The following is a 1162-nucleotide window of genomic DNA, read 5'->3' on the forward strand; positions in this document are numbered from 1 at the left end:
CCCGGTACGCCAGCACCACCCGCGCGCCCCGCGCCCGCAACCACAGGCGCAGGTGCCGCGTCACACCCTCCGACACGTCCGGGAGGGCCGCGCGCGCCTCACGCGCCCACGCCCGCCACTCCACCTTGGTGGTCACCTCAGCGGTAACGCGCGATGTCGCGCAGGTGCGCCCCGTACGTCGGATTCACCCGGAACTCGCCCCTCAGGCCATGCAGGAAGTACAGCGCCCGCTTCCCGTCCACCGTCCGCCTGGCATTCAGCACGCTGTCGAGCGCCGCCTGCCCCGGCAGGTTGATCGGCCCCTGCGGCAGCCCCCGACGGGTGTACGTGTTGTACGGCGTGTCCTTCGTGAAGTCCCCCGCGTAGCGGTCGAGCTCCGGCAGGTCCTTCCCGAGCCCGTACGCCACCGTCGGGTCGGAGCCCAGCGCGATGCCGTCCTCCAGCCGGTTCAGGAACACCCCCGCGATCACGGGCATCTCCTGGTCGTTCGCGGCCTCCGCCTGCACCATGCTCGCCAGGGTCACCCAGCCGTACACGTCGAGCCCGAGCGCCTTCGCCCGCGCCACCCGCTCCGGGGTGAACTCGTCGTTCATGCGCTTCACCATGCCCTCGGCGATCTCCCGGGGCGTCGCCTCCGGACGGAACGGGTACGTCGCCGGGAACACGAAGCCCTCCAGCGACCCCTTCGCGTACGGGCTGAGCTTCACGTCGTTCAGGGCGGCGCGGAGGTCGGCGGCCTTCCCGAGACCCGCCGCCTCCACCAGCGCGGGCACCTCCTTCAGGCGGCGGCCCTCCGGGATCGTCACGTACCGCAGGCGCGGACGGCCCGGCTTCGCGAGCACGCCCGCCACGTCCAGCGTGCTCATCTCACCCGACACGTCGTACAGGCCGTCACGCAGGCTGCCCGCCGTGCCCTGCACGCGCATCACGGCGCGCAGCGCGTCCGCCGAGCGGATCACGCCGCGCGCCTGAAGGTCCGCCGCGACGTTCGCGAGGCTCGTGCCCGGCTTGATCTCCAGCTCCACCTTCGGGCCGCCCGTGGGCCGCACCAGCGAGTATCCGTACCACGCCGCGCCGCCCGCCGCGAGCACCGCCAGCACCAGCAGCACCCCCAGGACCCGCAGGACCGTCCTCACGGCGTCCTCGCCATCGTCACGGGCGC

At 73.1% G+C, this 1162-nt stretch carries 1 protein-coding gene; it reads right to left on the reverse strand.

The window, feature by feature from the left end; all coding sequences use genetic code 11:
• Positions 1-137: 137 nt before the first annotated feature.
• Positions 138-1136, reverse strand: coding sequence for an endolytic transglycosylase MltG (mltG, locus tag DEIPI_RS0110675; RefSeq protein ID WP_027481777.1), 999 nt, complete (start codon positions 1134-1136; stop codon positions 138-140).
• Positions 1137-1162: the final 26 nt, after the last annotated feature.

Source organism: Deinococcus pimensis DSM 21231 (assembly GCF_000519345.1).
Classification (GTDB): Bacteria; Deinococcota; Deinococci; order Deinococcales; family Deinococcaceae; genus Deinococcus_A; species Deinococcus_A pimensis.